Origin of the sequence: Paenibacillus barcinonensis (assembly GCF_003217495.1) — a bacterium.
Classification (GTDB): domain Bacteria; phylum Bacillota; class Bacilli; order Paenibacillales; family Paenibacillaceae; genus Paenibacillus; species Paenibacillus barcinonensis.
On record NZ_QJSW01000033.1, the window covers coordinates 1 to 25,551 of the forward strand.

The 25,551-nt window shown below is 47.1% G+C and carries 24 protein-coding genes, 1 tRNA gene, 2 rRNA genes and 1 riboswitch; of the genes, 17 read left to right on the forward strand and 10 right to left on the reverse strand.

All coding sequences use genetic code 11. The features are described from left to right. The 12 genes from DFQ00_RS26835 to DFQ00_RS26885 form a co-directional block, all read left to right on the forward strand. Positions 1–95 (forward strand): 23S ribosomal RNA (locus DFQ00_RS26835); the annotation flags it as partial. A gap of 151 nt (positions 96–246) precedes the next feature. After that, positions 247–363, forward strand: a 5S ribosomal RNA gene (gene rrf, locus DFQ00_RS26840). A gap of 382 nt (positions 364–745) precedes the next feature. Continuing rightward, positions 746–2,203, forward strand: coding sequence for an IMP dehydrogenase (gene guaB / locus DFQ00_RS26845; RefSeq protein ID WP_110899497.1), 1,458 nt, complete (start codon positions 746–748; stop codon positions 2,201–2,203). 436 nt (positions 2,204–2,639) lie between these two features. Further along, complete coding sequence (locus tag DFQ00_RS26850) at positions 2,640–4,031, forward strand: D-alanyl-D-alanine carboxypeptidase family protein (protein WP_110899498.1); 1,392 nt, start codon at positions 2,640–2,642, stop codon at positions 4,029–4,031. 181 nt (positions 4,032–4,212) lie between these two features. Further along, a complete protein-coding gene (gene pdxS, locus DFQ00_RS26855; protein ID WP_062329598.1) occupies positions 4,213–5,094 on the forward strand; it encodes a pyridoxal 5'-phosphate synthase lyase subunit PdxS in 882 nt (293 codons plus the stop codon). Positions 5,095–5,112: 18 nt separating this feature from the next. Continuing rightward, positions 5,113–5,703, forward strand: a complete 591-nt coding sequence (gene pdxT, locus DFQ00_RS26860) for a pyridoxal 5'-phosphate synthase glutaminase subunit PdxT (protein ID WP_110899499.1) — start codon at positions 5,113–5,115, stop codon at positions 5,701–5,703. A 278-nt stretch (positions 5,704–5,981) separates the two neighbouring features. Next, the gene (gene serS / locus DFQ00_RS26865; protein WP_110899500.1) at positions 5,982–7,265 is read left to right on the forward strand and encodes a serine--tRNA ligase; all 1,284 of its coding nucleotides are present in this window, start codon (positions 5,982–5,984) and stop codon (positions 7,263–7,265) included. A gap of 207 nt (positions 7,266–7,472) precedes the next feature. Next, positions 7,473–7,561: transfer RNA gene (locus tag DFQ00_RS26870), tRNA-Ser, on the forward strand. A 168-nt stretch (positions 7,562–7,729) separates the two neighbouring features. Then, a complete protein-coding gene (locus DFQ00_RS26875; protein WP_110899501.1) occupies positions 7,730–8,071 on the forward strand; it encodes a hypothetical protein in 342 nt (113 codons plus the stop codon). Positions 8,072–8,096: 25 nt separating this feature from the next. Continuing rightward, positions 8,097–8,273: a hypothetical protein gene (locus DFQ00_RS29350; protein WP_167433853.1), complete on the forward strand. Its 177-nt coding sequence runs from the start codon at positions 8,097–8,099 to the stop codon at positions 8,271–8,273. A 24-nt stretch (positions 8,274–8,297) separates the two neighbouring features. Then, on the forward strand, positions 8,298–8,450 hold the full coding sequence (locus DFQ00_RS26880) for a small acid-soluble spore protein P (protein ID WP_110899502.1): 153 nt from the start codon (positions 8,298–8,300) through the stop codon (positions 8,448–8,450). Positions 8,451–8,718: 268 nt separating this feature from the next. After that, complete coding sequence (locus DFQ00_RS26885; RefSeq protein WP_110899503.1) at positions 8,719–9,813, forward strand: hypothetical protein; 1,095 nt, start codon at positions 8,719–8,721, stop codon at positions 9,811–9,813. Positions 9,814–9,944: 131 nt separating this feature from the next. On the opposite strand, the gene DFQ00_RS26890 is transcribed toward DFQ00_RS26885, so the two are convergent. Together DFQ00_RS26890 and tadA are read right to left on the reverse strand one after the other, a co-directional pair. Beyond that, positions 9,945–10,520 carry a GNAT family N-acetyltransferase gene (locus tag DFQ00_RS26890; protein WP_110899504.1) on the reverse strand — a complete coding sequence of 192 codons (576 nt, stop codon included), beginning with the start codon at positions 10,518–10,520 and terminating at the stop codon, positions 9,945–9,947. Between the two features lie 48 nt (positions 10,521–10,568). Then, a complete protein-coding gene (tadA, locus tag DFQ00_RS26895; protein WP_110899505.1) occupies positions 10,569–11,072 on the reverse strand; it encodes a tRNA adenosine(34) deaminase TadA in 504 nt (167 codons plus the stop codon). 333 nt (positions 11,073–11,405) lie between these two features. On the opposite strand from tadA, the gene DFQ00_RS26900 reads away from it, so the two are divergent. Both DFQ00_RS26900 and rluF read left to right on the forward strand, forming a co-directional pair. After that, a complete protein-coding gene (locus DFQ00_RS26900; RefSeq protein WP_110899506.1) occupies positions 11,406–13,745 on the forward strand; it encodes an ATP-binding protein in 2,340 nt (779 codons plus the stop codon). A gap of 18 nt (positions 13,746–13,763) precedes the next feature. Continuing rightward, the gene (rluF, locus tag DFQ00_RS26905; RefSeq protein ID WP_110899507.1) at positions 13,764–14,465 is read left to right on the forward strand and encodes a 23S rRNA pseudouridine(2604) synthase RluF; all 702 of its coding nucleotides are present in this window, start codon (positions 13,764–13,766) and stop codon (positions 14,463–14,465) included. 156 nt (positions 14,466–14,621) lie between these two features. Here rluF and motB read toward each other — a convergent pair whose 3' ends face one another. After that, a complete protein-coding gene (gene motB / locus DFQ00_RS26910) occupies positions 14,622–15,440 on the reverse strand; it encodes a flagellar motor protein MotB (protein WP_110899508.1) in 819 nt (272 codons plus the stop codon). After that, complete coding sequence (gene motA, locus DFQ00_RS26915; RefSeq protein WP_110899509.1) at positions 15,427–16,227, reverse strand: flagellar motor stator protein MotA; 801 nt, start codon at positions 16,225–16,227, stop codon at positions 15,427–15,429. Before motA ends, motB begins: the two co-directional genes overlap by 14 nt. 234 nt (positions 16,228–16,461) lie before the next feature. Between motA and DFQ00_RS26920 the strand changes: the two genes are divergently transcribed. Further along, the gene (locus DFQ00_RS26920) at positions 16,462–16,755 is read left to right on the forward strand and encodes a hypothetical protein (RefSeq protein ID WP_110899510.1); all 294 of its coding nucleotides are present in this window, start codon (positions 16,462–16,464) and stop codon (positions 16,753–16,755) included. A gap of 216 nt (positions 16,756–16,971) precedes the next feature. Further along, the gene (locus DFQ00_RS26925) at positions 16,972–17,268 is read left to right on the forward strand and encodes a 4a-hydroxytetrahydrobiopterin dehydratase (RefSeq protein WP_110899511.1); all 297 of its coding nucleotides are present in this window, start codon (positions 16,972–16,974) and stop codon (positions 17,266–17,268) included. A 110-nt stretch (positions 17,269–17,378) separates the two neighbouring features. Here DFQ00_RS26925 and DFQ00_RS26930 read toward each other — a convergent pair whose 3' ends face one another. The 5 genes from DFQ00_RS26930 to DFQ00_RS26950 form a co-directional block, all read right to left on the reverse strand. Continuing rightward, on the reverse strand, positions 17,379–17,735 hold the full coding sequence (locus tag DFQ00_RS26930) for a c-type cytochrome (protein ID WP_110899512.1): 357 nt from the start codon (positions 17,733–17,735) through the stop codon (positions 17,379–17,381). Between the two features lie 137 nt (positions 17,736–17,872). Continuing rightward, complete coding sequence (locus DFQ00_RS26935; protein WP_110899513.1) at positions 17,873–18,379, reverse strand: GNAT family N-acetyltransferase; 507 nt, start codon at positions 18,377–18,379, stop codon at positions 17,873–17,875. 359 nt (positions 18,380–18,738) lie between these two features. Continuing rightward, positions 18,739–19,209 (reverse strand): C40 family peptidase, encoded by a 471-nt coding sequence (locus DFQ00_RS26940; RefSeq protein WP_110899514.1) that lies wholly within the window; start codon positions 19,207–19,209, stop codon positions 18,739–18,741. 3 nt (positions 19,210–19,212) lie between these two features. Then, a riboswitch (cyclic di-AMP (ydaO/yuaA leader) is annotated at positions 19,213–19,350 on the reverse strand. A 268-nt stretch (positions 19,351–19,618) separates the two neighbouring features. Continuing rightward, the gene (locus DFQ00_RS26945; protein ID WP_110899515.1) at positions 19,619–20,464 is read right to left on the reverse strand and encodes a hypothetical protein; all 846 of its coding nucleotides are present in this window, start codon (positions 20,462–20,464) and stop codon (positions 19,619–19,621) included. Between the two features lie 9 nt (positions 20,465–20,473). Next, entirely contained in the window at positions 20,474–22,465 is a 1,992-nt protein-coding gene (locus DFQ00_RS26950; protein WP_110899516.1) for a M1 family metallopeptidase, read from the reverse strand. 101 nt (positions 22,466–22,566) lie between these two features. Between DFQ00_RS26950 and DFQ00_RS26955 the strand changes: the two genes are divergently transcribed. Beyond that, positions 22,567–23,070: a YwhD family protein gene (locus DFQ00_RS26955; protein WP_110899517.1), complete on the forward strand. Its 504-nt coding sequence runs from the start codon at positions 22,567–22,569 to the stop codon at positions 23,068–23,070. Positions 23,071–23,235: 165 nt separating this feature from the next. Here the strand turns inward: DFQ00_RS26955 and DFQ00_RS26960 are convergent, their stop codons facing one another. Then, a complete protein-coding gene (locus DFQ00_RS26960) occupies positions 23,236–25,314 on the reverse strand; it encodes a transglycosylase domain-containing protein (protein ID WP_110899518.1) in 2,079 nt (692 codons plus the stop codon). Positions 25,315–25,551 lie beyond the last annotated feature (237 nt).

A 25,551-nucleotide genomic window follows, 5' to 3' on the forward strand; every position in this document is an offset into this window, starting at 1 on the left:
AAGACCCCTTGAAGACGACGAGGTAGATAGGCTGGGGGTGGAAGTGCAGCAATGCATGGAGCTGACCAGTACTAATCGGTCGAGGGCTTATCCAAATAAGCAAGCTAATGAGCGTAAGTTTCGTTTCGAATCTAGTTTTCAGAGAACAACACTCTGAATGGTGAAATGGAAATCGGTACATCACTTCATGTGGGTATGATTTTCAGATTCACTGAATGGAAAGAAGATAACTTCGATCCAATCGCGTTTGGTGGCGATGGCGGAGGGGTTCCACACGTACCCATCCCGAACACGACCGTTAAGCCCTCTAGCGCCGATGGTACTTGGACCGCAGGGTCCTGGGAGAGTAGGACGCCGCCAAGCAAAGAACCACTGCCGATGATATTCGGTGGTGGTTTTTATTTTTTTACTATACTGAGGTATCCATATCCTCATTATATGAGACATAAAACTGTACATTTGAGGAAATCTTAACGTAAATAACAATGAAAGTGCGCGTGCCAGTCTGAATGAATGGGCGCTTTTTTTGTTATGTTATCACAACATGTCCACACAACAAGCACAGTTGTGTACAAGGGAGAATACAACTGAGATATCCAAGGAGTTTCCCTTGACATTCTAAATATCGCTTTGCTAAGATGGACAATAATATATTTTCAGAAAACGTATTTTCGGCATAAAATACAGCCTGGAATCTTCGGGTTTTGGTCCGTAAAGCTGAGCAAACATAAGGAGGAACACTTGCGTGTGGGAAGATAAATTTGGTAAAGAAGGCTTCACCTTTGATGATGTATTGCTAGTGCCGCGGAAATCCGAGACACTGCCAAAAGAAGTGGACGTATCCGTTCGTTTGAGCGATAACGTCAAATTAAACATTCCATTGATTAGTGCAGGGATGGATACTGTCACAGAGGCGACTTTGGCGATTGCTATTGCACGTGAGGGCGGTATTGGTATTATTCATAAAAATATGTCTGTTGAACAACAAGCAGAAGAGGTGGATCGGGTTAAACGCTCAGAAAGCGGCGTTATCACTAATCCATTCTCATTGACTGCTGACCATCTGGTATCTGATGCTGAAGCAGTTATGGCAAAATACCGGATTTCTGGTGTGCCCATTGTAGAAGGAGATCAGAAGCTTGTAGGGATTCTGACGAACCGTGACTTGCGTTTTATTCATGACTACGGTATTAAAATTAGTGAAGTTATGACGCGTGAGAACTTGGTTACAGCACCAGTTGGTACAACTCTGCAAGAGGCAGAGGTTATTTTGCAGAAGCACAAAATTGAGAAACTTCCATTGGTGGATGAGTCCAACACATTGAAAGGTCTTATCACCATTAAAGATATTGAAAAAGCAATTCAATTCCCGCAAGCGGCAAAGGATGCTCATGGCCGTCTGTTGGTCGGAGCTGCAATCGGTATTTCCAAAGACACGTTTGAACGGGCAGAGGCGCTTGTTAATGCGGGTGTGGATCTGATTACGGTTGACTCGGCACATGGACATCACATCAACATTATCGACGCGGTTCGTCAGCTACGTGAACGTTTCCCTGATCTGACCATCGTTGCAGGTAACGTAGCAACAGGCGAAGCAACACGTGAACTGATTGAAGCAGGTGCTTCTGTCGTGAAAGTCGGCATTGGACCGGGTTCGATCTGTACCACTCGTGTTATTGCAGGCATCGGCGTTCCGCAAGTTACAGCAGTATATGACTGTGCTACTGTAGCACGTGAGTACGGCGTACCGATTATCGCTGATGGCGGTATCAAATACTCTGGAGAGATCACCAAGGCTATTGCTGCAGGCGCTCATGCCGTAATGCTCGGAAGTTTGTTTGCAGGTACGGAAGAAAGCCCGGGGGAATCCGAGATTTATCAAGGACGTCGTTTCAAAGTATATCGTGGTATGGGTTCCATGAGTGCCATGAAACAAGGCAGTAAAGACCGTTACTTCCAGGATGATGACAAAAAACTGGTTCCTGAAGGTATTGAAGGGCGTGTAGCCTACAAAGGGCCGTTGTCCGATACAATCCATCAGCTGATTGGCGGTCTGCGTTCGGGTATGGGATATTGCGGAACGAGCAACCTGGATCAATTGCGCAACGATACAAGCTTCATCCGTATTACAGGCGCTGGTCTTCGTGAAAGTCATCCGCATGACGTACAGATTACCAAAGAAGCACCTAACTATTCGTTGTAATCCGAAGAGAGTTAATGATTTCCAGGACAAGCTCGGCGATTTTCGCCGGGCTTGTCTTTTTTTGCGGATACCCCTGTGATAGAATAGAACAAGCGGTGACCGTCCGAGGATGGATATGGGCGTTGCGGCGATTTTTTGATGTGAATCATTGTCGTACTATTTTATTGCGTAAGTGCAGTCTGTTTGTGCAGTCCGTTTAGCGTATGCACGATAAGGAGAGCCGATGTCTGATGAAGATACATAAGCAATCGGCAAGATGCGAACGAAGTGACCATTGATCTGGACGTTAGAGCAACGAATTTGCTCATTTCGATACAGCGCATATAACAGAGATACACATCCATTAACACATGGACAGGGACTAAGAAAATGGGCAGCTTCAGCTGCACTGAGGCATCTCATTCAGAAGCTTCGGATCGAAGGGAGTATTCATCAATTGAAAGCCAAACACATGAATAAGAAGAAACGTCAAATCCTTAAAAAGAGCGTAGCCTCCGTTATGTTGCTTAACATGCTGTGTATGTCTGCGGTAATGCCAGTGATGGCGGCGGGGAACAACTCTGGTCAGGTTCTGACGGCAGCAGCAGCTACTGCGAAAACACCAGCAAAGGCTGTGAGCATTCCGTCAGTCGATTCACTTGGACTTGATGTGAGATCGGCAGTTCTGATGGAAGCTTCCACAGGCGAGATCCTTTTGTCGGTGAATGCTGATAAAGCAATGCCGCCAGCAAGTATGACCAAAATGATGACGGAATATATCGTTGCTGAACAGGTTAAGCAAGGTAAGTTTGGCTGGGATACGGTCGTTGAAGTTGGTAAGAATGCAGCGAAAAGTATCGGGTCACGTATTTTCCTTGCCGAAGGTGACAAGCACACGGTGAAGGATCTGTATATTGCGATGGCTGTTGGTTCAGCGAACGATGCTACCGTTGCGCTCGCTGAGTATGTGGCAGGATCGGAGCAAGAGTTCGTCAAAATGATGAATGAAGAAGCCAAACGTATGGGGATGAAGGATACTCACTTCATTAACTCTACCGGTCTGGACCGAAAAGATATGCCAGCTGAATTCCGTCCGGCAGAAGATAAGGAAACGGTAATGTCAGCGATGGATGCAGCGATTCTGTGCAGATATATTGTTAGAGATCACCCGGACTACAAGGACTTCACAACCATTCAATCCTACAAATTCCGTGCTAACGATAAAGCGCCTATTATCAACTATAACTGGATGCTGGAAGCGAATAAAAATATAACCAACTTCAAAAGCTACGCCTACGAAGGTCTGGATGGCATGAAAACAGGCCACACAAGCAATGCCGGCAACAACTTTACGGGTACGGCTGAACGTAACGGCATGCGTCTGATCAGCGTAGTTATGGGCACTGATTCCGAATCTGCACGTTTTAGAGAGACAAAAAAGGTGCTGGACTACGGATTCGACAATTTCGAGGTTAAACAAGCTGTTGCAGGAAAAACCAAAGTGACAGGCTGGGAATCGGTACCTTTGAAAAAAGGGAAAGAGACGACCGTTCCGGTCGTTACAGATAATGCGGTAAGCTTTGTCGTGCCTAAAGGAACTCAAAACCTGAATGTGACGTTTAAAGCAAGTGTAACAGAAGCGGACAAACTGGTTGCACCGCTGAAGGCAGGAACCAAGGTAGGCACAGTAACCTATACTTACAAGGCAGAGGGAATGGAGCCACAGGAGAAAACGGTAAACCTGATTACCGCTGAAGAAGCAGAAAAGGGTGGATGGTTCCGTCTGTTCTTCCGTGCAATCAAAGATTTCTTCGTTGATCTGTTCGACGGGATCAAAAACTTGTTCTAACCGAAAAATACAAACTAATACCGAATGAGTGGATTGTATATTTACGTTTTTTACGGTAAAATATCAAGTTAGAATTCGACGTATTAAAGTAAAAAAGTCTAAGGTTCTTTCATGAGGAAACAAGCAGTTTTATGCTTATTAAAAATGGGAGACCACACATACACTACGGGGGGCTTGGAATATGGAAACGGGAACATCACGCGTTAAAAGAGGTATGGCTGAAATGCAAAAAGGCGGCGTTATCATGGACGTTATGAACGCTGAGCAAGCTAAAATTGCGGAAGCAGCAGGTGCAACGGCAGTAATGGCACTTGAGCGTGTTCCTTCCGATATTCGTGCAGCAGGTGGAGTGGCTCGTATGGCCGATCCAACGATTGTGGAAGAAGTAATGAAAGTTGTAACGATCCCTGTTATGGCCAAAGCTCGTATCGGTCACTATGTAGAAGCGAAAGTTCTTGAGTCGCTGGGCGTGGATTACCTTGATGAGAGTGAAGTACTGACTCCTGCGGATGAAGTATTCCATATTGATAAACATGAGTTCACTGTACCGTTTGTATGTGGAGCGAAAGACTTGGGTGAAGCACTTCGCCGGATCGGTGAAGGAGCATCCATGATTCGTACGAAAGGTGAGCCGGGAACAGGTAACATTGTTGAAGCGGTGCGTCATATGCGTTTCATCAACAGCCAAATTCGTAAAGTGACAAATATGTCTAAGGACGAGCTGTATGCCGAAGCGAAAAACCTGGGCGTAGCTTACGAGCTACTACTGGATGTGCATGAGAACGGTAAATTGCCAGTGGTTAACTTTGCAGCGGGTGGCGTAGCTACTCCGGCAGATGCTGCACTCATGATGCACCTTGGAGCGGATGGGGTGTTCGTAGGTTCAGGTATTTTCAAATCCGACAGTCCTGAGAAGTTTGCACGTGCGATTGTAGAAGCAACGACGCATTACACGGACTACAAATTGATCGCAGAGGTTTCCAAAAATCTCGGAGCACCAATGAAGGGTATCGAAATTTCCAAACTTGCACCTTCCGAGCGTATGCAAGATCGCGGCTGGTAAGAGAAGGGGAAATGACTGATGAAGATCGGTGTTTTGGCACTTCAAGGTGCTGTTACAGAGCATATACGTAGTATTGAACGTGCTGGGGCCGAAGGTATAGCTATCAAGCAGGTTCAGCAGTTAGAAGAACTGGACGGTCTGATTCTGCCGGGTGGTGAGAGTACAACAATCGGCAAGCTGATGCGCAAATACGGATTTATGGAAGCGATTCGTGCCTTCGCCGCAGAAGGCAAGCCTGTATTCGGAACCTGTGCGGGTCTGATCGTTATGGCTAAGCATATTCACGGGCAGGATGAGGCTCATCTGGAGCTCATGGATATGACCGTGTCCCGCAATGCATTTGGAAGACAGAGAGAGAGCTTTGAGACCGATCTGCCAGTCAAAGGCATTGATGAGACGGTACGCGCTGTATTTATACGTGCTCCGTTAATTGAGAGTGTTGGCGACGGAGTAGAGGTTCTGTCAACGTATAACGATGAGATTGTGACAGCACGTCAGGGGCATTTGCTTGCGTGCTCGTATCATCCCGAGTTAACAGACGACTATCGCTTGCATGCTTATTTTGTTGACATGGCCAAAGCTTATAAACAATCTGTAGAAGCAAAATAATGTATGATGCACAACCTATGATCTCCCGGTCCTCGGATCACTCCTCAGCCGTCTGCTCAAGGCCGCTGCGGCAGCTTAATCCGGACGGATGCCTCATGTTGCTTGTAACTGCTGCATAGCGGGAATCGCAGCAGAGGGCGGCACGGGGGACATAGGTTGTTTTTTCGGTTATTGGCATGGATTAGGTTATAATAGATATATTGTTTATTTGCATAAGAGTTCGAATCGTAGGTTTGATATGGGGTCCGATATGCGGGCTTATCTAGGAGGGGTACGTAGTGCTTGATGTAAAAATATTGCGGAATGAATATGCACGAGTAGAGGAAGCATTGAACAACCGCGGTAAATCAATCGATCTGATCGCAGGATTTACCGAAATGGACGCTAAGCGCCGGGAACTGCTGCAGGAGAGTGAGAACCTGAAGAGTCGTCGCAATACGGTGTCCGCAGAAGTAGCCAGATTGAAAAAAAACCGTGAGAATGCGGATGATCTTATTGTTGAAATGCGTGAAGTATCCGATCGCATCAAAGCGATGGACGAAGAAGTTCGTGAGCTTGAAGTGAAAATCAGCGATCTGACAATGGCGATCCCTAACATTCCGAATGAGAGTGTACCTGTGGGAGCGTCTGAAGCGGATAATGTGGAAATTCGTCGCTGGGAAGAGCCAAAGTCGTTTGCCTTTACCCCTAAGGCGCACTGGGAGATTGCACAGGAGCTGGATATCCTTGATTTTGAAGCAGCCGCTAAAGTAACGGGTTCCCGATTTACCTTTTACAAAGGGCTTGGGGCGCGTCTGGAGCGTGCACTGATCAACTTTATGATGGATTTGCACAGTGATCAGCATGGGTACGAAGAGATCCTGCCTCCATATATCGTCAATCGGGACAGCTTGTTTGGCACAGGGCAGCTGCCGAAGTTTGAAGAGGATCTGTTCAAGCTGAGAGATACGGAGTATTATTTGATTCCTACAGCAGAAGTACCGGTAACAAACTACCACCGCGAAGAGATTTTGAATGTAGATGATCTGCCGAAGCATTTTGTAGCGTACAGCTCTTGCTTCCGCTCGGAGGCTGGTTCAGCTGGACGGGATACTCGCGGCTTGATTCGTCAGCATCAGTTCAACAAGGTAGAACTGCTTAAACTGTCCACACCGGAGACATCGTATGATGAGCTGGAGAAAATGACACAGAATGCAGAACGTGTATTGCAGCTGCTGGGATTGCCATACCGTGTATTGACGCTCTGTACAGCAGATATGGGCTTCACTTCGGCTAAAACATATGATATCGAGGTATGGCTGCCAGAGAGCAATACGTACCGCGAAATTTCATCCTGCTCCAACTGTGAAGACTTCCAGGCACGTCGTGCCAATATTCGTTTCCGCAGAGAGCCTAAGGCGAAACCTGAGTTTGTGCACACACTGAATGGTTCAGGACTTGCTGTAGGACGTACAGTAGCGGCTATTCTGGAGAACTATCAGCAAGAGGATGGTACGGTGATTATTCCAGAAGCACTACGTCCTTATATGGGCGGAATTGAAGTCATCGCTCGTCGTAAATAGTACGAAGCTTGAGATCGCATATTCACAACTAATCATCTTCACTCCATTCGCCATTTGAGGATGGCGGGTGGAACGGATGATGCGTGTGTTGTAGTGCTGTCGATGGTTGACCTAAGGCTCCAGCATAAATTTCAAACAAATAACTTGCACTTCATTACCGATCTATGGTATGATACTTTTCGTGGCAAGTTTATAAAATGAATATTTGGAGAGGTACCGAAGCGGTCATAACGGGGCGGTCTTGAAAACCGTTAGGGTGCAAGCCCACGTGGGTTCGAATCCCACCCTCTCCGCCATACTACACTTATAACAAGGATTCGAGCGATCATGCTCGGGTCCTTTTTTGATTTTTCATACCCCAGAGATATGAGCCGGGAGAGGGATCTACCGTTGCTATAATACAGCTCACAGTATGCATAAAAACGACATTTTTGCCGCACGTTATAGAGGTGGAGGTGGTTAAGATGAACCGCGAGCTAAACATAGATCAGAACGAACTTGTAGGTGCGTGGCAGGATCGTTTGCCACAAGTCCTGAATGCAGGCGATCAGGCGCAGGTAATGGCCGATGAGGCCAACGAACAAGCGATTCGGATACACATTGCAGCAGCAGGTCACGAGATGTATTCTTTTGATTTTAAATGTCAATATGTTGATTCTCGTGAGGTCAGTGTTGAGCTGGTTGATGTGGAACGGGATGGGCGGACAACAGATGAACGAACAGAGCCTATTCAGGAGCTCGCTCATGATTACACCAGACATATTCATGAATGTGCTCAGTCCCTGCAATCTATAACAAATTCCTAATGAACCTTGAAGGAGTTGTGACACTTTGACCAAAGCGAAGGCAGGCATAGATAAAAATTTGCAAAATGTCGTTGGAGATCTTGAACAGACTGGTGTGAACAGTCACCATGCCCAGCAAATTCAGCAGGATACCAATGATCGTCGTCATCAGGATGCGTTGAATCATGATAAAACAGAAGACCGGGACCCGTCCCATTCCTAAATATTATGATGAGGAGGCTTCTATATGAGTAAACCGAAAGCGGTCCCTGTACCGGAAGCTCAGGATAACCAGCAGCATCGCCATTCATCCAAGCGCTCCGCGATGCAGGAACCTATGTCTGGCTCCAAAAAGGTGAAAAATCAGAACCATGTGGATCACCTGAATCCTCAAGGCTAACTCCAATAATTGTTGGCGCATGGGGTGCGTCGCATGAAAGAATTGAACCAATCTGAAAGTCCCTTGTTACCATACAAGGGGCTTTTGCGTATTCATACATAATGGAAAGACTAGCAGTCAGAACATCCCGTACCTGACATAGGTCTTTGTAGCCATTTTAAAGAGGAAGAATCACAAATTTCCCAAATTAGGTTTCAGTATCTGTGCAGATGGTATATCATTGATATTGAGTTACTTTTTTGGGGTTATCACGAGAGGAGAGAAACAAATGACTAAACGCATGGGGGCGCTTCTTCTTACGTTGTTGTTAACCGTATCTTTGGCTTTAACAGCATGTAGCAGCAAGCAGGAACCGAAGGAAGCATTGAAGACCGCCGCGGCGAATGCTTCTAAACTAACGTCGTATGAGATGAGTTCCAACTTTACAATCAATGAATTAAGCTATAAACCGGGGGATGCGTCTCAGACAGATCCAAGCATGACTCAGTTTATGAGCATGTTGAAGGATGCACAGCTGAACGTAACGGGTGTATATCAAAGCGAGCCAATGCAGACAGAGATGACCGTTGGTATCGAGCTTAAAGGCGATATGGGCATGACGTTCAACATTCCTATGGTTCTGACCAAAGAGAAAATGTATGTCAAAGTACCGAATATTCCGTTCTTCCCTATTCCAGAAAATATCGTTAACAAATTCATTGAATTTGACCTGAAAAAACTTGCTGAGCAAGAGGGTACGGAATGGAACCCGGATGCACTGGATGCAGCCAAAACTCAGAAGCTGAGCAATGAGCTGATGGATGCGGTATTGGGTGAGTATGATCAAGCTAAATTTTTCAAAAACCTGGATACCAAAGATGCAAAATTGCCTGAGGGTGTAAATGCAAAGCAGGTTGTACAATTCTCAGTAAACAATGACAATGTGAAAGAAGCCGTTACTGTATTGGTAACTAAGGCGCTGCCTAAGGTAATGGATATTGTATCCAAAGAAGAATATCGGGATATGCTGCAATTGAGCCAAGCGGATATCGACAAGGCGAAAGACGATCTGAAAATGAATGCAACAGATCAGGCTGAAATGACGAAAGATCTGGATAAATTGAAAGATGTTCTGACAATCAACACCTTTAACATCGACTTCGCTTTGGATAAAAACGACTTCCCGGTATATCAAAAAATGGTCGCTGACATGCTGATCAAACCTGAAGGTACCAAAGACGAATTGAAGCTGGCTTTCACAGGCTCTAACACATACACTAAGATCAACCAAAAGCCGGAATTCAAAATCAACATCCCAACTGGTGCAGATGTGATTACAATGGAAGAGTTCGAGAAGCTGATGAATTCCTCCTACGGATATTAATCTACAAACTGCTCGCGAAACCGCCTGAACATCAGGCGGTTTTTGTGTATAAAAAAACCGCACTATCCCTTTATCAGAGAAGGGTGCGGTTTATTAATATGTAACCCTAACTGCGATAATTCCATCAGCGGCTAGGGCTGCTGTAGCTCTTCTTCCAAATCCTCTGCAAGCACAGCATAGACCTGGTGATCCTGATACATGCCATTAATCTTCAAATATTTACGAGCGATACCCTCAGGCTGAAATCCGTTCTTCTCCAGAACACGCTGAGAGCCTTTATTGGTAGGCAATACTGCGGCCTGAATCCGGTTCAGCTTCAAGGCACGAAAGCCATATGCCACCGCCAGCTTAACCGCTGCTGTCATGCGGCCGCCGCCCTGATAATCCGGGTGGATGAAATATCCCATGTCTGCGTAGTGCGCAACGCCAAGTACCACATTGTTCAGACTGACTTGCCCTATAAGCAGATCATCCTTAATTGTGAAAATGCCGAACTGATAACCAGTACCTTCGTCAGCAGCTTTTATCCGATCCTCAATCCGCCGAATCTGTGCATCCAGCGTATAAAACTCATCATCCCGAACGGGTTCAACCGGCTGATAAGGGATACGTGTTTGCTGTACCAATTCCAGATAGGCTTGCGCATCCTGAGTAGCAAGTAGCCGAAGACTTATGCCGTGGGCGGTATCATACAGTGTGATTGTCATTTCAGAAAACATCCTTTCTTGTGCATAATGTTTTCTTATGTTACAAGGTTACACCTTTTTTCGCAACTTTCTAAAAAATTGGGTGAGCATTGTTGAGCATTCTGGCTGAAGCACGTCCGGGATGACCTCGGTACGGTGGTTAAACCGCGGTTCCTGGAGCAGGTTCATTAACGTTCCTGCGCATCCCGCCTTGGGATCGGCTGTACCGAAGATGACACGGGGGACTCTGGACTGAACAATCGCCCCGGCGCACATAGGGCAGGGTTCAAGTGTAACATAGAGAGAACAGTCCAATAACCGCCAGGCACCAATGGCTTCGCTGGCTTGACGGATGGCAACCATCTCGGCATGGGCGGTTGAATCCAGTGTTGTTTCCCGCAGATTGTATCCTCGGCCGATAATTTCATTGTTTCGCACGATGACAGCACCAATGGGCACTTCACCAAGCGCTTCCGCCTTCTGTGCTTCTGCAATAGCATGCCTCATCCAATGTTCATGTTGTTCTTGCTCGGATAGCTCTGTGAGCTCAGACTGGTGAAAAAGGTCATTCATGGCTATAAAACTCCTTCCAAATCGCAATTATACAGCGAACAAATATTCGGGTTGTTAACATACTGTGTATAAAGCTGTGGATAACTACACAGTTGCACACATAGTTATGAACATACTATCCACAACCCTGTGGATTTGTGTATAAAGACGTGATTTTTTTCATTGTAGATCATAGTTATCGCAAAATACTACGAAATTCGATTTTTCCCGCTTGAGCGGTAACTTCTGGACAAAGGGCGATTGTCCTTTTCAAATAGTCATACAAGCGTTATGATGGATATAGGTTTTGCCATATATCGCCAGAGGGTATAAGCCGAGAGGTGAACAGCGAATTTGTCTATTAAAACGAAATTATCCATGATTATGTCGTGCTCGGTGCTTGTTATTTTGATATTAAATATTGCACTGAGTTATTATACTACAGAAGAGAATTTGAGGCAGGATAGCGAGAACAAGATGGTGCTTACCGCAAAGCAGATCGCCATTTCTGTCGAACAGAATCAGTACAGCTCGGATTATGTTAAAAGACAGATTGGCAACAATCTGTGGCTTGCTTCCGTTATGGCGGCAAATGAACTAGATCCCGACATCCGAAAGATTACGAATGAAGAGCTGGTCCAGCTGAGCCACAAGCTAGGAGTCTCCCATATATCCCTTCTGGAACAGACGGACGATGACATCATTGTTAGCCGTTCTTCTGACCCAAGAGAGATCGGATTGTCTACAAAATCAATGTCTTACTGGTATCAGGCGTTTAAGCAGTTATTCGAGAAGCAACAGGTGACGATTCCCCAAGGGCAGAAGCAGGATCATTTCTGGTCAGATGGTTTCGAGTATTCGACATCCAGTCCGACAGATATTGATATTTGGGGATATTATCATGATGGGAAGAGAAACTACATAATCAATCCCTTCTATAATAATAATGAAGTTGATGACTATGTGAAAATCTCCAGTCCAGATGAGATTTTGACCAAAATTCGTGAAGTCAATCCATCCATACTGGAGATTACAGGCATTAATCCGCTCACTTTTGCCAGCCCGGATATGGGCGAGGACGGAAGAGATGAAAATTATAGAAAGTTGAATGACAGACCAATTCGGTTTGGTACGTATCAGTATGGGTCGGTGGATGAAGACCATCGGGCTGTGGTACGTGCTGTTCGAACTGGGCAGAATGTGTCATTTGTAAGCGAAACCCATGATCAGAAGGTGCTGAAGAATTTCATTCCGATTTTCACACCGAACAAGCCTTCGTATGTCATCAGTATTGTCATGGACTACAAGCAAATATCCTCCATGGTGTCCGAGCAATTGGTCAGCCATGCTTCTATATCACTGGTTTTGCTGGAGATTGTAATCTTTGGGAGCTACCTGCTCGCAGGATACATTACACGTCCGATCCAGTCTATTCTGGGCAAGGTTAATGATGTGGCGGATGGACATTTTGATTTCCGTTTGAAAGTCAAGCGCAAGGACGAGCTGGGTCAGCTCGCCAATCGGATTAACGCGATGATTCGAAACCTGGGCCACTATACAAGCCGTCTGAAACAGATGTATGAAGAGAATCGGGCGGTCAAGGAGCATCTGGAGTCCATCATTAATCAAACGGCAGATGCGATTCATATTACGGATCTTGAAGGAAAAGTGCTCCGGGTCAACCGGGCATTTGAACAACTATACGGCTTTCGGAGCCGCGAAGTTGAAGGGCGAATGTTGAAGATTATTCCACCCGAGGCTGCGGAAGAGATGGCTCGTCAGCATGCTCAATTAATTGAGGGTCTTTCAATTACTTCGAATGAAACTGTCTGGATGAAAAAAGACGGGACACGAGTAGAGGTCAGTGTAAGCACAGCTCCTGTTCGTGACGAGGCAGGGGAGATTACAGCCCTCATTAGCGTCTCAAGGGATATAACCAACCGTAATCGTATGGAGGAGCTGCTCAGACGGTCGGAGAAGCTGACCACGGTGGGTCAGCTTGCTGCTGGAGTAGCCCATGAGATTCGCAACCCGCTTACAACGCTGCGAGGTTTCCTTCAGCTGCAACAGCAAAGCAACAAGCTGAATCATCGTCATCTGGATCTGATGTTATCTGAGCTTGACCGGATCAACCTGATTGTGGGCGAGTTTCTGATTCTGGCGAAGCCTCAGGCGGTTCATTTTCAGGATCGAGACGTGCGTTTCATCCTTGGCGATGTGATCTCACTACTGGATAGTCAGGCCCATCTGCATGGGGTGGAGTTTGTACTGCGTGCCTCATCGGATTCGGCTATGGTACACTGTGAAGAGAATCAGCTCAAGCAAGTCTTTATCAATGTGCTGAAAAATGGTATGGAGGCTATGCCTAACGGAGGAAGCATCTATATCAAACTGAAGCTTGATGAGCAGGCGAAACGGGTGCGAATCGAGATCAGGGATGAAGGAATCGGTATCCCGGAAGAAATGATGCCGAAGCTGGGGGAACCATTTTTCACCAACAAGGAATCAGGCACAGGGCTTGGTCTTATGGTGAGTCAGCGCATTATTGAATCTCATAAGGGCATGATGGATATTAAGAGTGCTCTCAACAGGGGCACAACCGTTATTATTGAACTGCCGGCTTCGGAGCAGCAGACATCATTACCGGAGGCAGATCAGCCTGCGGAAGAACAACAACCAGATGAAGAGAACTAGACGAGGTGAGATGACCTTTTGCGTATTAATAAATTTATTAGTGAGACAGGCTACTGCTCCCGGAGAGCAGCCGACAAGTTGATCGAAAGCGGTCAGGTGACCATTAATGGCATACAGGCAGAGCTGGGCAGTCAGGCAGAAGAGGGCGATGATGTACGCATTAATGGCAAACCGATCAGCGAGAAGAAAAAGCATGTGTATATTGCGCTGAACAAACCGGTGGGTATCACAAGTACGACGGAGCAGCACATTCAAGGCAATATTGTAGATTTTGTAAACCACCATGAACGAATTTTTCCTATTGGCCGTTTGGACAAGGATTCGGAAGGTTTAATTCTAATGACCAATGACGGGGACATCGTTAATCGGATTCTGAGAGCAGAGGGCCGTCATGAGAAGGAATACATTGTTACGGTGGATCGAACCATTACCCCAAGCTTCCTTCGAGGTATGAGCACAGGAGTTAAGATTCTAGGCGAAATGACCCTGCCTTGTACAGTGACCCGAATGACAGACCGTGTATTTCGCATTATTTTGACAGAAGGAAAGAATCGACAGATCCGGCGCATGTGCAGTGCATTTGGCTATGAGGTTCGCAAGCTGAAGCGGGTGCGTATTATGAATATTCATCTTGGAGAACAGGCAACAGGATCATGGAGAGAGCTTACCGCTGCGGAAAAGTCAGAGCTGGGTGGCTTGTTAAATTATACGCTGGAATAATGATATGAATGTGATGGAAGAAGCACTGCTCCCTTGAAGGGGCAGTGCTTTTGGTCTTGTAGCAGTGGAGGGAATACCGCCTTGTGAAAATGAGAAAAAACCGCTCTCCCTTGTACCCAAGGAGAACGGTTTGCATGTCATATGCGCTGAGAGCGTCTAATTGCCGCCTCCAACGGATTTTACATTGGTATTGTTACTTTGATACTTCCGAATGATAGACACTTCTACGCGGCGATTTTGTGCTCTTCCGGTACCGGTCTCGTTACTGGCAATGGGATGGTATTCCCCATATCCGCTAGGTGTGAACTTTGCAGGGTCCAGATTGGTGTTCAACAACAGGATTTTCAGGAAATTCAGCGCTCGATCTGCACTCAAGTCCCAGTTATCCTTATATTGGTTATTTGAGATGGGTATATTATCCGTATGACCGGAAACCACCACTTCGTATTCAGGGAACTCCTGCAGCATGCTGGAGATCGCTTTGGCTAGAGAACGCGATTCGGGCTTCACATCAGCTCGTCCTGAGGAGAACAAGGCTTTATCACTAATGGTGATTTTCAGCTCAGACTGATTGAGCTTGGTATTCAGCTGGTCTGAAAGTCCATTCGAGGCAATATACTTGTCGAGCTGCTTCTTCAGCTTCTCCAGGTCTTCCTGTTCCTTCTGAGCCATCTGGGCATCCGTAATCTGCGCAGGTGTTTTCTTCGTGATTTCCTTAGGAATTTCCTTGTTCTTGCCAAGATCGGTACTGGAGTCCGTTGGATTCATGGAAGTATGATCCAGAACGCCAGATCCTCCGTTCAGCGCGCTGCTTAATGCTGACGCCATCTGCTCAAATTTGGCCGCATCAAGCGAGCTCATGGAGAACAGGGTAATAAACAAAGCCAGCAGCAGAGTCATCAAGTCGGAATAAGGAAGCAGCCAGCTTTCGTCAATGTGCTCCTCATGCGGTTCGTGCTTTTTAGCCTTTTTCACCTGATGATCCCTCCTTCTCTTCCAGTTGTTTACGTTCGGAAGGTGTCAGGAATACGGATAACTTCTGATTAATGGCGATGGTAGATACACCGGATTGAATAGACAAAAGTCCCTCAACCATCATTAGCTTGATCTCCATCTCTTTCTTGGACATCCGCTTCAGCTTGTTGGACATCGGGTGCCACAATACATAACCACTAAAGATACCGAGAAGGGTTGCGATAAAGGCAGCTGCGATAGCGTGAGAGAGCTTCTCCATGTCACTCAGGTCGGCCAGTGCGGCAATGAGACCAACAACGGCCCCGAGAACCCCGAGTGTAGGTGCGTACATCCCTGCCTGAGCGAAGATCAGTGCTCCGCCGCGGTGCCTTTCCTCAGTTGCATGAATATCTTCCATCAGTACATCACTGACGAATTCCTGATCGTTACCATCAATAATCATACGCATACCGCTGCGAAGGAACTGATCATCAATCTCTTCTACTTTTGATTCGAGTGCAAGCAAGCCTTCACGACGGGTGGTGGAAGCCCAATCCATAAATGTGCCGATCAGAGAGACGCGGTCAATCAGTTGTTGCTTTTTAAAAAGGATACCGAACAGCTTCGGAATCTTCTTAACCTCAGACATAGGGAAAGCCATAAAGATTGTTCCTGCAGTACCCACAAAGATAATGACGTAAGCAGCAGGGTTATTAACCAGGTTGATCAGGGGTGCTCCTTTCAGGAACATACCAAGTACAAGGGAGACCAAACCCAAAACTAGTCCGATAATCGTTGAAATTTCCATCATACACCTCATCCATGAGATAAAATTGAATCCTTTCAAGCGGCTGAATTCGGGCTTCCGGACGAACGTAACGCCGCAATCCGCTGCATGTCTGACGCCCTTCAGGGCAGCCAAAACGATTGAAACGGTCATGTATAGTATTTATCGACCAAAGGGTCTTTTTTTTTAAGGGTTATTTTCAGGTATAATAAGATCAAATCCGCACCTTCGGGAGCCAGTAGGAGTGAAAAGTCAATGGGCGTAAAGCATGGACGTGATTATGAAGGAATATTGACAGATTTAACAGCGGCTATCGGACGTATACCGGATCGCTATGTTTTCTTCGAGATGGATGCGGAAGAGTGGGGAAGACTGGGTGAGCCCGAGCAGCTTGAGGTCGATGAGGCATTGGCTGAAGATCTGTTCTATGCGCTCGGTGAAGAGTCCGTGATCCCGGTGGGGAGCGGTGTTGTGATTCATGATAAGGAGCAGCACCGGATTCATATTTTAATTGGGGAAGAAGAGCTGACGTTTGTACCTTTGATCTGAACATTGTAACGGAATTACAACATGCTTGTGCTTCGAGGCCTGAGCCGTCTGTTCTATGGATTTTGACGCTTTGACGTGATAAGATGGTACTCATGAAAAAAGGCTTTCGCAGGGCGGGAGCCTGCCTTTAAGGCTGCAACAGCAGCATGAAAAGGTGTCGATGGTCATGTGGATGAAAGTCCGCGATGTCTCATCATATGGGGAGGAAGATAACGCATGGTTTTTTCGCAAGAGGAAGTCGAAGCTCATCTGGGAAGGCTGGAAGGCTGGGAACTGGAAGAGGGACGGTGGATTGTCCGTAAATTTGTGTTTTCCAACTATATGAAAGGGATTGCATTTGTAGATGAGGTCGCAGCGATCTCGGAAGCATTCAATCATCATCCTTTCATCACCATTGATTATACAACCGTTACGTTGCGTCTGACATCATGGGATGAAGGCGGCATTACTTCGGTCGACATTAAAGAAGCAGAGCAGTACAATGAAGCTTTTGAAAAAATGAGAGCAGAATAATCTGCCGCAGCATCGGACTGCGGAAAGATATTCGGAGCAAACAGCCCAAAGACCCTGTTCTCCCAGCCGGGAGAACGAGGGCCTTTGGGCTACCCGTATGTAGGACGGGCTTATTTCTTCTCTGCGAGCCACATTGCGATATGGGCAATTTCCTCATCCTGCAGTCGGCCTTTGAAGGAAGGCATACCGCCTTTCCCTTTGACAATAGTAGAATAGATTTTCTCTACATCATCTTTACTGCCAATGTTTGCAAGAGCCGGGCCTACGCCGCCTTGAAGCTGGTCACCGTGACAGGAAATACAGTTGGCTTTCACCAGTGTCTCGGCCTGTCCAGCGTCCATAGCTACTTCAGGCATGGTCGGCTTAGCTTCTTGAGCTACTTCCTCTTTACCTGGAAGCGTAAACATTAAAACAATAGCTAAAGCACATGCTGCAAAAAATACCCCGCTCATGATCCATTTGTGCATCCCTTATGTCCCCTCCAGAATGTGAGATCATCTAACTCAAACTATCCCTATCATTATAACGGAAGCTGTCGATACATCATAGCATTTTGTGGTAATTTTTTGAACGAATCACAAAAGAGAGAGAAATTGAAACGTTTTTAGTTATTCATACACGTCCGCGGACCCTCATAAACCATGCAATGAAAGGGCTTTAGACCGGTTGGTGTTTGACGTTCATATGTATCATGGATGATAAATCCGCTTTTCTCGTATACCCGAATGGCGCGATGGTTCCAGGTTAGCACTTCAAGGTCAATCTCATTGGACGAATTGCGGCGTATAGCTTCCTGCACGATTGCAGCAACAAAAGCGGCTCCCTGACCTTGACCGCACATCTCTGGATGCATGCCAAGACCGATCCGTGTTACGCCCTGAAGGGGGAAATATTGTGCGAACCCACAGATCTGCTCCTGTGGATCCAGAACGATGGCATACTGCTCCTGACGCAGCTGTGCATCGCCAAATTCGACTTCCAATGCTTTCATCTGCTCCCAGGGAAGCCAGCTATAGATATTATAAGGCGGATCATACTGCCATCCGCATATGAGTTCTGCGTGTGCTTCCTCCATAGGTACGACATGAAACGGCACAGGGGTACCCTTCATATAAAAATGCACACTCCTTTCACTGTTACTTCTTCTCAGTTCACTCTACAAAAGAGCGGTTCATTTGACAAGACTTCCGTTAAGATCAAAAAAGTGAAACCAAAATCGGGCTCATTCCGTTTATATTATAACGGGATGGGTAAAAACATCATAAGGGCACGGACAGACGAAGGAAATGAAGCTGTTGGTTCAGGAGCGCATACAGCAACTGCTGCATCGGCAACCACGCAGGATGAAGAAGCACAAAAAACCGCAAGATACATTCCTGCGGAGAATGTGTCTTGCGGTTCAATCGTATGGTTCGTACTTCGTTCCAGTATAGTTCATGGTTCCAGCATCATGTTGCTTACAGCTTGTCCCTATTCGAGGGCCAGTGACTCATACGCGTCCGTGCTCATAATCCGTTTAGCGCCAATGTAGCGATTAGCCCAGTAGTTTTCACTTAACGAACTGATCGTTACACCCTTGGAAGAAGAAGAATGTGCGAACTTGCCACTTCCTACGAAAATACCTACGTGAGATACGCCTTTACCTGTTGTGTTGAAGAATACCAAATCACCAGGTCTCATATCCATGCGGGATACGGAATCACCCATGTCATATTGGGAGCTGGATTGGCGAGCCAAATCAATACCTAGTTTGTCGAATACATACCGTGTAAATCCGGAGCAGTCAAAACCGTCAAGCGTAGTGCCTCCGCTTTTGTATGTAGTTCCCATTGCTGAATCAATGACTTTATCCATCTTAGAATCTGCAAATGCGCTGCCTGCACCAAGTGATAATGCAAATGTGAGGCTAAGTACTGCTGCGGTCAATTTCTTCTTAAACAAGTGATATACCCCTTCCAACGCCTGCGAGGTTAGCTTAAGGATTCGGTTGAAGGTCCCCTATGATCCCTCTGTATCAAGATCAATTCACCCATAACTGGTTCCCCCGCTTCCCAGGTGCCAGGAATTTGGCTATGCTAGTTGTGCACCTGATAAAACGAACGATAATTTAAATTTAAGGATTTAATTTTAAGTTGTTACAAATAAGGATTTAAAGATTACAAAGTTGTTACTAAAAACTCACTGCGCTTATTGTACCAGAGGCTTAGTGCTTTGGCAACGTTTAGCAGCAAAATTAGCAAAAAAAACCTCGACCTTTGACGGGGAAAGGTCGAGGTTTGCGTATTTATACGCAATAACGGATGAAATGTTTAACATGGGATGGTAACAATTTTTCAATTTTGTAAACGATTTATCGTTCATCCTTGGAAAATGTGGATTGCCATACGCGGAAATGGGTGCACACTTTCCATAAACTGAGCAGACTTCGCGCAAGAGGATAGGATTGTTGCAGGATCAGCCCGGCCAGCCCAGTCAGGAACCATGAAGCGGATGTGAAGGCACCGAAGATTAGTAGATGAATCAATCCCAGCATCAACGCAATACCGATGATCATGAAGATACGGCGAACAGCAATCCATAACCCTTTGAACGTTCCGTGAATGCCGCCCTCCCCTTCCGAAGCTGAAGCGCCAAACTGCATGTAGAGCATCGTATGATGTACAATCCAGCCATAAATGATCCACCCGGCTGCATAAGGAAGGGCTGGCAGAAGTAAATGAAGAGAATGAAAGCTATCCATTAGTATGGAATACAGCTTCGGTATGAGCCAGTAGCCTGGTAGGACCAGCAGCAACGTGCGTACGGTGTGGAGTAGCAGCATCGGTTTCCATAGCTGTTTGATACCGCGAACAAAAGGAATTCGTTCTTCCGATGCATTAAAATGCTGCAGGGAATAGAGCAGGCCAGCCTGGAATAGCGGGCTGATCAGCATGCGAAGCAGCAGCATGCCGCCGAGAATCCACAGATAGCGCTGAACCTCGGGGCCGGATAGGCTCAGCTGACTTTCCATTTTGAACAAAAGTGTGCTCAGTTCCCCCGCATCCTCTGTAGGATAACGCAGCAGGAGAGGAACGACCGCTGATTGAATCAGCCGGTAAATAAAGTAACCCCATATGAGCTGATAGATAAATAGAAGTGCGGCAATGAACATATGCTGACGGACGAGAAACCAGCCTTCACGAATCTTACCTTTCATGTCTCCACCTCACCATGACAGACCTCCGAATATAGCTTCAATGAATTTCGCAGCGCTCATGCTCCAGCGGGATTTGGTTTGCTCGTCCAGTCCGGCTCGCAAAAAATTGTTCATGTGTCGATTCTCCAGCACGATGTCGTACAAAGGGTCGGTCATCGCCCAGCTGACAGGAGAGGTATACGTAAGCTTAAACGTGATGCGGTCATCCTTGCCGTCCCATTGCTTGGTTAGGGTGTGACCGTCCTCAAAGGCAATACGAATCGGGATGTCCGGATAATCACTGCCTTTTTTGGCGATAGTGACTGCCGACTCATACAGCGTCTTGCCGTCTTTCTGAAGAGGGGCCACCTGAATTCTCTCCACGGCGAAGTCGGCCATGCCGTTGTTATAGATGTATTGGTCAAAGTAATCTGCCCAAGAGGTGGCAGTGACCTGCTCGACTACCTTTTGAAAATCAGCTGTTGAAGGATGTTTAAAGCGATATTTTTTGACATAGGTGGAGAGAATGCGTTCCATTTTTTTGGCTCCTACTTGCTGTTCGATGCCAAGAAGCACAAGCTTGCCCCGGGTATAGACGTTGGACGCATATTGGTTCTGAGAATCAAATTTCCAGGAAGGCTGGGTTAAGGGGGCGGGCGAGGTGATCAGCCCCGATTGTACAGGCAGGTTCGGAATCAGCCCGTATTCCTGCTCCATCAGCTTGTCTTCTGCGTACGAAGTGAACCCTTCGTCCAGCCAGGCCTCTTCAAATTCATTGCTCGCAACCATGCCGTAGAAGTATTGGTGCCCGATTTCATGTACAACCGTTCGTTCCAGATCATAACCTGGTGTTGAGTCATCTGCGCCAAAGGCGGTAATCAAGGTCGGATACTCCATACCCCCTGCGCCGTTTGCTGTTTTGGGCGGGACAACGATAGACAGGGTAGCATACGGATAGGGACCGAACCATTTGCTGTAATTGGACAATGCGGCTTTGGCGGCAAAGAGATAACGTTCCTTCAGGTCCTGATGTGCCGGGTCGAGATATAGCTTGATGCGTACGCCAGGAACGTTAGGGGCAGAGAAGGGCTCTTCCGCATAGACGAAGTCGGGTGAAGCTGCCCAAGCGAAGTCATGCACATCATCGGCATAGAATTGATAGATTTTCTCGCCGTTCTTCAATGCTGCCTGTTGGGTAGGGAATCCGGTTGCCGCTACCTTGTATGTTTCGGGTACCCGAATACGCACACTATAAATGCCGAAGTCAGCATAAAACTCGGAATTGCCATGATACTGATGCAGGTTCCAGCCTTCGGTTGTGCGCCCCCGCCTGCCTGCCGGCTCATACGCACTGAGTTTGGGAAACCACTGTCCTGCCATCACAAAATCATCCGTTTTGCCCATGCGTGCAAAAATTTTCGGCAAAGTAACCTCGAACTTTGTGCGGATGGTGATGCTTTCCCCGCCTTTGACGGGTTTTGGCAGCCTGACTTTGATCAGTGTTTTGTCTTTGATGTTTCCGTCGTCAGGCTGTACATACTGCATCCGGTGCAGCAGGGAGAGCCCCTCCTCTGTTTGCATATCCATGATTTTCATGGAGCCATAACCGTTTGCTGGCATCACATCGCCGCGGAGCTTTCCGCCGGATTCCTTCATAAATGTAGAATCTGCTGAGGAGAATGCGTTAGGGTACATATGAAAATAAAGCTCGTTCACCGTTTTTTTGCCTGGATGGGTCCAGGTGATCGTCTGAGTGCCTTGAAGTAAGTTTCCATCGGTAAGCTTCACATCCATGTGGTATTCGACCACACGGTTGCTGTACACCTCAGCCGTAGGAGACTGCACGCTTTCTGGGGGAGCGGGCGCTGCGGCTTTGGCCTGGGGCTTGCCCGATTCTGGAGCGAGCACAGGCAATTCAGATGAAGTGGAGCGATCATAACCGAGCGTGATCCATAATCCTCCGGCAAGCAAACACAAGGCCAGGGATGCGGTGAGCCAGCTCTTGGCGCGTCGTGGAATCATCGTTAAATACCTCCCGTTGACAAGCATCTACAGCATGTATATGTTTGCAATGGGCCAATTATTAGTTAAAATATTTGTATCAACTCTTGGAGGCTGGAAATATGGACCAAAATGAGCAAAACGGCAAGAAACAGATTGCCTTGAATATCGTTAGTGCAAAAAGCAAACATAAGGGCTTTGGTGCAGGCTCCATTGATCTGAACAATCTTTCCCCGGTCATCATTGATCAGGGCGAAGCAAAGATTGACATTGGTGCGATGCATGCGAAGAGTAAAGTGGAGCGTGGCATCAAATTTTCGACGAATCGTGAAGATGTTCCGAATGGACGTCAGGTGTGGCTGGTTTGGGTGGCGGTAGACCGTACCGAGCAAGGACAACTGTATGGCGGGGCAACGGCTTGTGAGATGTGGATTGATACAGAGGCGAAGCGGGGCTGGAAGCTGCTCGCAGATCACGTCAATCGGATGGATTATGCCATGAAACGCCGCTTTATGCTGGATGAGCTGGGCCCGGAAGAGAGAGCAGCGCTAAAGACACTCCTCATCTCTCATAATGAAGAATGGTGGAACGCATCCCCGGATGAGTTGAAAGAAGCACTGGCATAGTCACCCTGGGAAAAAACAACGTAAGGAAGCCCCGAACCAGATAATCTGGCCTCGGGGCTTCTTTATATACAACCATTCGTATATTTATAAATCTTCTCAAATGATAAATACAACTCTAAAGCCTGTGAGAATCCCATGACGCAATCAAGTCATTACGCATTTGCGTCACTCTACCCACCAGCGTTTGAAATCACTCCACCAGGAATGTTTCTGCTCCTGTATTCCCTTTTGATTCTGTATCTCACGCGCCTTTTCATCCTGCGGAGAATCCGTTGGCTCCGTCTCGCCCCGGCAGACCTCTGTAGGCTCCGTGCCTTTAATAAACACCTCCAGCCGTTTCTCTTCACAGCCGTTGCCAGCCAGCTTGCCGGTCTCCGGGTTAATGTATACATTTACGACCTGATCCGGTACGGAGAAGATTTTCGGCGGCACACTTGCAAGTGCTTGTTCGGTAAACTGGGCAAATATCGGGGCTGCGCGGCGACCATCTGATGTGGAAATGGACTTGCCCTGATCATATCCAACCCATACGGCTGTAGATAGCTCAGGTGTGAAGCCGACCATCCAGGCATCGGTGTTCGTTGTCCCGGTCTTGCCTGCAACGGGACGTTTGATTGTGGCAGATACCCGATTGCCAGTGCCTCCGTTTTCAAACACACTTTCCATTAAACGAGTTAGTACATAAGCTGCCGCCGGCTCCACGACTGCTTCTGCCTTGGTCTGAGGGGACTCGTATATTACACGTCCTGCCGCATCGGTTACTTGCAATATGGCAATCGGCGGTGTCCGTTGTCCCCCGGCTGCAATGACCGAGAAGGCCGAAGCCATCTCCAGCGGACTTACAGGTGAAGTACCGAGTGCGAGAGAAGGCACCGGGCTCAGCTTGCTTGTGATGCCGAGATTCTGGGCCATGCTCACAACCTTCTCGGCGCCTACCTTCATAATGGTGTTTACTGCATAGATATTATCAGATGCTGCGATGGCTTGCCGTAAGTCGATCTCACCCAGATATTTATCCCCGAAATTTCCGGGTTTATAGGTTTTGCGGTCATTGTCATAATGAAACGAGGTAGGCTGGCTGTTAAAAATGGATGCACTGGTAAGCTGCTTCGATTCCAGCGCAGCCAGATACATAATCGGTTTAAAGGCAGATCCCGGCTGGCGTGTTGTAGCCAGCACATGATTAATCTGATTGGTGCGATAATTTTTGCCGCCAACCATCGCTTTAATGTAGCCTGTGCGGGGGTCGATGGACACAAGGGCTGTTTCCAGCTCGCTTTTTGCGTCCAAACCTTTGGCAACAGCCTCTTCCGCCGCCTTTTGTACACGAAGATCCAGTGTGGTATAGATGTTCAGCCCGCCGTGATCGAGCATTGCCTCACTGATGCCCAGCTCTTTCACTGCGAGGTTTCGAATATAGTCACGAAAATAAGGGGCACTTTCCACTGTATTGCGTTCGCTCTCCGGTTTGAAATAAAGCATTTCCTCATAGGCGGAATCTGCCTGCTGTTCTGTAATATTTCCAGTCTCCATCATGGACTTCAATACAATTCGCTGCCGATCCTTGGCATTTTTCATGTGATTATATGGCGAATAGTAGGTTGGCCCCTTCGGGATGCCTGCCAGCATGGCGCTTTCAGCCAGATCGAGCTGTTTGGCTGATTTGCCAAAATACATCTGAGCCGCGGCTTCAATGCCATAAGCACCATGTCCATAGTAAATTTCGTTCAGGTACATCTGTAAAATCTCGTCCTTGCTGTACTTCATCTCCAGTTGTGCGGTGTACATGGCTTCTTTTGCTTTTCGCGTCCATGTTTTTTCGTGAGATAAATAGAGATTTCGCGCGAGCTGCTGTGTTAACGTGCTTGCTCCTTGAGACATGCGCATATGCTGTATATTTACAAGGATTGCTCTGCCCATGCCCTGAATGTCGAAGCCGAGATGATCCCGGAATTTGCGATCCTCTACAGCGAGCGTGGCGTTCACCAGATCAGGCGAGATATCCTGAAGCTGTACCGGGATGGAATCCTTGCCGCCAGCGGAGAAGGTCGCAATCACTTCACCCTTGCTGTCCAGCAATCTGGAGTTGCGATCCGATTCGGCCAGAGGCAGACTGGTTGCGTATAGATATACCAATATTGCAACGCCGGCAATCAGGCCGAGTGCTGTAAGAATGGATATATTTTTAATGAATGAGCGTACACGGAACCCGCGTTTGCGGGTCTTGGCACTAGGCTTGTTCATGGAACGGGCTCCTCTCTTTTCTTTCCAGTATGGGACGTGAACAACAGGGATATTCAATCTGGCTGCGAAGTAAACAAATTGTAGCCCGTTTCAGCGTGAAAACCGTTTTGCAGTTGATTCATCTATCGCGTATAATGCAAAAGGGTAATGAAACGGTAGGGTTCGGCACATCATACTAAAGCGTATATGGACGAACATACCGGTGATTATGCATTGTCATGTGATCACTAATTACTT